Source organism: Desulfurella sp., from assembly GCF_023256235.1.
In the GTDB taxonomy this organism is placed as follows: domain Bacteria; phylum Campylobacterota_A; class Desulfurellia; order Desulfurellales; family Desulfurellaceae; genus Desulfurella.
This window is the reverse complement of record NZ_JAGDWY010000023.1, coordinates 43445-49413: the sequence shown is the minus strand read 5'-3', so window position 1 is coordinate 49413 and position 5969 is coordinate 43445. Positions and strand designations below refer to the sequence as shown.

At 30.0% G+C, this 5969-nt stretch carries 11 protein-coding genes; 2 read left to right on the top strand and 9 right to left on the bottom strand.

Features of this window, described 5'->3' with window-relative positions; genetic code table 11:
* Both Q0C22_RS02485 and Q0C22_RS02480 read right to left on the bottom strand, forming a co-directional pair.
* On the bottom strand, positions 1–208 hold a 208-nt coding region (locus Q0C22_RS02485), incomplete at its 3' end, for a hypothetical protein (protein WP_291490494.1).
* Positions 209–604 (bottom strand): hypothetical protein, encoded by a 396-nt coding sequence (locus tag Q0C22_RS02480; protein ID WP_291490493.1) that lies wholly within the window; start codon positions 602–604, stop codon positions 209–211. It lies immediately after the preceding gene.
* Between Q0C22_RS02480 and Q0C22_RS10415 the strand changes: the two genes are divergently transcribed.
* Both Q0C22_RS10415 and ruvC read left to right on the top strand, forming a co-directional pair.
* The gene (locus tag Q0C22_RS10415) at positions 589–795 is read left to right on the top strand and encodes a C40 family peptidase (protein ID WP_367172086.1); all 207 of its coding nucleotides are present in this window, start codon (positions 589–591) and stop codon (positions 793–795) included. The two genes, Q0C22_RS02480 and Q0C22_RS10415, sit on opposite strands and share 16 nt — an antisense overlap.
* Positions 731–1246 (top strand): crossover junction endodeoxyribonuclease RuvC, encoded by a 516-nt coding sequence (ruvC, locus tag Q0C22_RS02475; protein ID WP_291490492.1) that lies wholly within the window; start codon positions 731–733, stop codon positions 1244–1246. Before Q0C22_RS10415 ends, ruvC begins: the two co-directional genes overlap by 65 nt.
* Here ruvC and rlmN read toward each other — a convergent pair.
* From rlmN to Q0C22_RS02440, 7 genes are all read right to left on the bottom strand, one after another.
* Positions 1202–2233, bottom strand: a complete 1032-nt coding sequence (rlmN, locus tag Q0C22_RS02470) for a 23S rRNA (adenine(2503)-C(2))-methyltransferase RlmN (protein ID WP_291490491.1) — start codon at positions 2231–2233, stop codon at positions 1202–1204. The two genes, ruvC and rlmN, sit on opposite strands and share 45 nt — an antisense overlap.
* 1 nt (position 2234) lies before the next feature.
* Positions 2235–2606 (bottom strand): response regulator, encoded by a 372-nt coding sequence (locus tag Q0C22_RS02465; protein ID WP_291490490.1) that lies wholly within the window; start codon positions 2604–2606, stop codon positions 2235–2237.
* Positions 2603–3316 carry a hypothetical protein gene (locus tag Q0C22_RS02460; RefSeq protein ID WP_291490489.1) on the bottom strand — a complete coding sequence of 238 codons (714 nt, stop codon included), beginning with the start codon at positions 3314–3316 and terminating at the stop codon, positions 2603–2605. Before Q0C22_RS02460 ends, Q0C22_RS02465 begins: the two co-directional genes overlap by 4 nt.
* Positions 3317–3331: 15 nt before the next feature.
* Entirely contained in the window at positions 3332–3805 is a 474-nt protein-coding gene (locus tag Q0C22_RS02455) for a chemotaxis protein CheX (RefSeq protein ID WP_291490488.1), read from the bottom strand.
* Positions 3806–3814: 9 nt separating this feature from the next.
* Positions 3815–4786, bottom strand: coding sequence for a chemotaxis protein (locus Q0C22_RS02450; RefSeq protein ID WP_291490487.1), 972 nt, complete (start codon positions 4784–4786; stop codon positions 3815–3817).
* Positions 4783–5235 carry a chemotaxis protein CheW gene (locus Q0C22_RS02445; protein WP_291490486.1) on the bottom strand — a complete coding sequence of 151 codons (453 nt, stop codon included), beginning with the start codon at positions 5233–5235 and terminating at the stop codon, positions 4783–4785. The genes Q0C22_RS02450 and Q0C22_RS02445 overlap by 4 nt, the downstream gene beginning before the upstream one ends.
* 8 nt (positions 5236–5243) lie before the next feature.
* Positions 5244–5969: methyl-accepting chemotaxis protein (locus Q0C22_RS02440; protein ID WP_291490485.1), on the bottom strand; the 726-nt coding region annotated here is incomplete at its 5' end.

Here is a 5969-nt window from a genome sequence, read left to right as displayed (position 1 = left end):
TTTTAATAAAAAATATTTTCAATAAATACATAAGTATAAAAATACTTAAAAATGCAACAATCTCATAAATTATAAAGTTAAGTGGTTTCCAACTCAATGAAAATAAATAAAGACCATAGGTTATAAAAATACCATAAAGTATAGGAATAATATATAAACTAACTTTTTCGTTAGAAATATATTTTAAAAACGAATTTAAAGCAACCAATTAAACACCTTTATTATAAGAAAGCCATTTATTTTTAAAAGATTCGTATGAGTGTTTAAACTTTCTTAAAGTTTCAACTGATGTCATCATCATTACTTCAAGGTTTCCAGAAAACTTAACTTTTTTTAACTCTTCAAGTTTGTCTTCTGTTTCTTTTATTAGTTTTTCAAAATCTTCTATTTCTTCTTTTGAAATCATTTTAAAAGTTTGTTTATCTAATTCGTCTTGAGAAATTTCTGTTATTCCTTGATTCAATAAATAAGAAATTCCTCTTATCTGCCATTTCGTAATTGTTTCCGGTAATGAAAAAATAACGTTTTTACTCACTTCCAAGGCTTCTTTTTGTTTTTCCGCGTTTTCTTTCATTTTATCCAAATTTATTGTTTTTTCAAACATATCCAGGGACTTATCCTTCTCATGTTGGAATATATATTGGGGATGATAAATTTATATCTGCATTAAATCAAAATACTGGCGTAGTAATATCGCCTTTAGATGGTTATTTTCTAAAAAGGTTTGTTGGTGCAAGAAGAGTTTTACCATCCAACAGAAAATTTGATGATAATACTGGGAATAGATCCGGGTAGTAAAACCACAGCTTTTGGTATAGTGGACTGCTTAAATAAGACATTCGAATACGATTTTATTAGTTTACAAAAGATACAGAATTTTGATGATAAGTTATATGCAGTTTTTTTAAAAACTCAAGAAGTAATTAAAAATCATAATATTAACGAAGCTGCGGTTGAGGATGTATTTTATTCTGTAAACATCAAATCGTCTTTGAAACTTAGTGAAATAAAAGGTGCAATACTTGCTGCTATAAAGCTTTCTAATATTAACGTTGCTCATTATTCAACAAGAGAGATAAAACAGGCGATATCTGGTTATGGAGCTGCTTCAAAAACCCAGCTAAAATTTATCATTGAAAAAACATTTAACAAAAAATTAGACAACTTACCCCTTGATGTGTCTGATGCCATTTCTATTGCATTAGCGCATTGCAGCTACAAGCATACCACAAGCCGCATTAATTGATTCGCCTTTAGATTTTCTTACAGTAACAAACATATTTTTATCTCTTAGGTGCTGAGCAAATTCTTCTATTGTTTTATCATCACTGGGCAATAGTTTATCTGTAAAAATGTGTTTGTTTAAAGGTATCAAATTTATTTTACACCTGATTGGCTTTAGTAACTTGATCAAATTCTTTATATCTTCTTGTTTATCATTAAAATCTTTAATCATCACATATTCAAATGTCAGTCTTTTACGCTCCGGCATAGGAAAATCTTTTACAGAATTTATTAATTCTTCCAGTGGATAAGTATTGTTAATGGGCATCAAATAACTCCGTTTAAAATTATCGGCTGCATTCAATGATATTGCAAGATTAATGTAAGCTAAATCTTTTTTTAGCATTTCAATTTTTGGAACAACGCCACAGGTTGATAGTGTTATGCGACGTTTTGATATGCTCAAACCAAATTCATTATTAAGTATCTTAATAGCTTTTATTGTATTGTGGTAATTATCAAGTGGCTCTCCCATACCCATAAATACTATATTTGGCGTTTTATGTGTTGTCTTTTTAATATAATTATAAATATACCATACTTGATAAACAATTTCCCATGCTTGTAAATTTCTAATAAATCCTAGCTTTGCTGTAGCACAAAATTTACAGTTCATTTTACATCCCACTTGAGTAGAAACGCATATAGTGTTTTTACCTTCTTTCATTGGAATCAAAACGGATTCTACGGCTTGGTTATCAAATAACTTAAATAAAATTTTTGTTGTACCATCAGAATCCTTTGTTGTAATACAATCAAGTTTTGGGATTAAAAATCTCTCACTTAAAAGTTTTCTGTCTATTTTTTTTAAAACACTGATATTTAAAAAGTCATCAAAACCTTTAGCATATATAAAGCTAAATAGCTGTTTTGCTCTGTACTTTTCTAATCCCAAATTTAACATATACTCTTGAAGTTCATCTAAAGTAAAGTCAAAAAAGTTGTCCATTTTACTTTAAACCCATAACAACTTCTATTTTTTCTTTTAATACTTCTGGCGTAAAAGGTTTTACAATGTAATTATTGACGCCTGCCTTTAGTGCTTCTAGTATATCTTCTTTTGCTGCTTCCGTTGTGACCATAATAATAGGCACATCATCCCACTCTTTCATACTGCGTATTTTTTTGACAAAGGTTAACCCATCCATGTTTGGCATATTCCAATCTGTTATAATAAGATCAACTTTTGTTTGAGATAGAATATCAAGTGCTTGCTTGCCATCTTCTGCTTCCAATACATCACTACCGTATCCTATACGAGATAGTGTATTTTTAATAATTCTTCTCATAGTAGAAGAATCATCAATTGTAATAATTTTCATTTAATCTCCCCCTTTTGAAACCTCTTTACTATATCATCTACTTCTTTGTCAATCTGATCTTTTTTAGATTCATCTACAATTGTTTTTGCGACACGAGCTCTAACTTTTTTACCTGATGAAAACCAGTTGTTTAAATACTCATGCAAAGCCTGAATTACGCTTATTACTTTTTCTATCTTTTGCCTTGTAATATCCTGAAATTGCAATAAATCCATAGAATCAAATATGTAATTTTTTAATTCTTCGTGTGTTGCTTGAATTTCATCAAAAATTTTTAATACATTTGTGAAATATTCATAATTTTGCTTTACTGCTGCTTTTGGAAATGCACTAATAAAAAGATCCATAAATTTTTTATGTTCATCAAGGTAAGGCTTAATCTTTTTTAATTCCGCATCCATAGCATCAATTCTGCTTACAGCATTTTCAAGCAACTCAAATAATCGATTTACCTTTTCTTCGCTTTCTTTTGTTATTTCATCAAGCTTGTCTACAACCCTGTGGTCTTCCTGGGGATAAATCACGCCTTGAAGGTGTTCAATATTTTCTGACTCTTTTTGTTGAGTTTTTACAGTTGATTCTTCAAAAGTTTCTTCCTTAAGCTTTTTTTGGTTATTTTCTTCAAACTTATCCAGAATATTTTCAATATCTTCTTTTTTTGCTGAATTAAAACTGGCAAGTAGTTTATCAATTTCGTCTTGAGTACTCATTGTCCCCTCCGATTTTTAAGCCTTCTTTAATGATGCTTGTATGGCAAAACTTCCAAGCTCACTTTCAAACGGTATAACTATTGTAGGTATACCTTTGGCTGAACTAATAGTATGTTCTTTGCCTACAATAACATTTGGTACAGAGATTTTAATATGAATCTTTTTTTCATAGAAAATCTTTTTCACTCTGCCCGCTATTATGTTTGTTAGCTCTCCTATTGCATCTCTTGTATCTGAAGAAAGTCCAAGCACCTCTTCTCCAATAAATCTTGACACTACTTTTAATGCAGTTTGTTTAGGTAAAGAAAAAGCTATTGAACCTATTGCTTCACCAGTTATACCAATGATGCCGCTTATATCAAAAAGTGGTTCATCTGTTTGTTTCACGTATGGTTTTGATAATTTGGGTTCAACACCTACTATATCTTTAAAAATTTCTGTAGTAGCTAATATAAAAGGATTTATCCAATCTGCACTGATTGTTGACATTTTTAAAACCTATTTAACATTGTTTGTAACAGCTCTTACAAACTCTTCTGCAATAAATTTTGTACAAAAATCATCAGCTCCTACAGATTTTGCTTTTGCTAAATTAGCGCCACCGGATAGCGAAGTATTAACAACAACAGGCAAAGATTCAAATCTTGGGTCTTCTTTTATCATTTTTGTCAGCGTAAAACCATCCATGTTTGGCATTTCCACATCAGTAATCACCAAATCTACCATGGATTTAATATTTCCATTGGACGATTCATAAAGTGTATTTAAAAGCTCCCAGGCTTCCTGACCATCTTTTGTTTCGTAGAGTTTTTCTGTTATAGGTTTTATAGCTTCTTTTATAATCTTTCTTGCAATAGATGAATCATCTGCTATTAAAACATTGGCTTTTCTTGAAATTTTAACATTTGACATATCTTTTTCTATTCTTTGTACATTTTCTGTTCCAAATATGCCAAGTTCTTCACAAATCTTTTCAAAATCAACTATAAGCAAAACTTTATCTTTGTCTTCATCGTCTATATTGTTTATCGTGCCTATAATTTTATTGTCGTACTGGCTGGATAACACATCATTGGGTGGTTTTATATCGCTCCAGGCAAATCTTCTTATCCTTTTTGCTTCATGAACTATAAATCCAACCGTCACATTATTAAAATTTGCCACAATAATTTTTTTATTTTTAGCAATTGATGGATCCTGGGGTTCTTTTATATTTAGCCATTTAGCTAAATTTACAATTGGAATTACCTCTCCCCTCAAATTAATCATACCTTCTAATACATCAGATTTGCCATGAACGCTAATTATTTCTTTTGGATCTGGATATTTAATTATTTCTTTTATCTTTGCTACATTTATACCGTAAATGTTTTCTTTAATGTAACCTGATCTATCTTCAAACATTCTAAAATCAACAAACTCAACCCTGTTTTCACCTACTCTTAAAACTTCTTTCAATTCATCGTTCATGACTTATACCCACCTTCTTTTAGTATGGTATTTACATCAAGCAAAATAACCAAAGCTTCATCAAGCTTGCCTACGCCTTTGATATACTTTTGTATATTTTCATTTACGGTTTCTGGAGAGTTTTCTATATTTTGATTGTTTATATGATATATTTTTTTTATTCTATCTACAAGGAAACCTACAGTGTTATCTTCGACAGAAACCACTATTATTCTGCTATCTTGAGTTATATCTTTAAATTTATCAAAAAATTTTTTGTTTAAATCAACTATAGGAATAATTTTACCTCTTAGATTTATAACACCAAGAACAAAATCCAGTGTATTTGGGATAAAAGTTATATTTATAGGTTTAATTATTTCCGATACATTCAGTATATCTATACCATATGTCTCATTTTCTAAATTAAATCCTACAGCCTGAGTATACTCCGAATTAAAACTCTCCATTGGCCCCCCTAAAATTTTATCATCTTTTCTATTTTTTTATTAACATTAACCATAGTAGTAATTACATGAACAATTTTTTCCAGTGCTGTATAAATAATATTTATTCTGTAAGCCAAATCATCCACAACTTTTATTTGCTCACTTATAGCTAATGAGTTTTGAGCTAAAGCTTCACCAATAGAATTTGATTCTTTTTGAGATTGACTAAACAAACCTGCAAATTCATTAAAATCATTTGCAAGCGTCTCTAAAAAATTGTTGACATTTTCTACATTTTCAACAGCTTCTTCTATTTTGCTATTAAATGTATCAAGAATTTTATTAATATTTTTTGTCATATTATCTGTTTTTGTTGCAAGTTTTCTAATCTCATCTGCAACTACCGCAAAACCTTTGCCAGCTTCTCCCACACGTGCAGCTTCAATAGCAGCATTCAATGCAAGCAGGTTTGTTTGTGAAGCAATATCTGATATTGAACCAATTACTTCGCTAATTTTTTCTGATGAAACACTTAAGTTTTTTATACTTTCTACAAATGCACTTAGGTTTTCTTTTTTTTCTGTTATATCTTTATTACGCTCATCTATCTTGGATTGTAAAGCAGCATTATTTTTGTTAAATTGCTCAAAGTCGGTATTGATTGACATAAGGTGATCTGTCATGGATTTTAGATTGCCGCTCATTTCTTCAATCGATGCAGCAAACACATTCATCTGATCTTTTATGCCTTTTAC